This is a genomic window from Paraburkholderia sp. SIMBA_053, from assembly GCF_046534895.1.
GTDB classification, from domain to species: Bacteria; Pseudomonadota; Gammaproteobacteria; order Burkholderiales; family Burkholderiaceae; genus Paraburkholderia; species Paraburkholderia caledonica.
Window position 1 is genome coordinate 1 of sequence record NZ_JAWRXU010000427.1, and the last position, 295, is coordinate 295.

Below are 295 nucleotides of genomic sequence, written 5' to 3' on the forward strand. Positions count from 1 at the left end.
GGTTCACGCCCAGCCCGCGCGCGGCGGCGAGATAAACGTCGGGCGCCGGCTTCGGATGCGCGACGGAATCGGCGCAGAAAAGCCGGTCGCCGAAATGCTTCACGAGGCCCGTGCGCGCCAGCGCCGCTTCGACATACGCGCGAAAGCTGTTGCTCGCGCAGGCCTTCGTCAACGGAATGCTCGCGAGCGCGGCCTCGATGCCGTCGACCATCGGTGCCTTGACGGCCGCGCGTTCGACTGCGCTGCGAATCGCTTCGACGTCGACTTCGGCGAGCGTCCTGCCGAGCGCCGATGC

1 protein-coding gene is annotated in these 295 nt (G+C 69.2%); it reads right to left on the reverse strand.

Features of this window, described 5'->3' with window-relative positions; all coding sequences use genetic code 11:
* A partial coding sequence (locus SB753_RS36275; protein ID WP_410804939.1) for an HAD family hydrolase occupies positions 1–295 on the reverse strand: 295 nt, incomplete at both ends.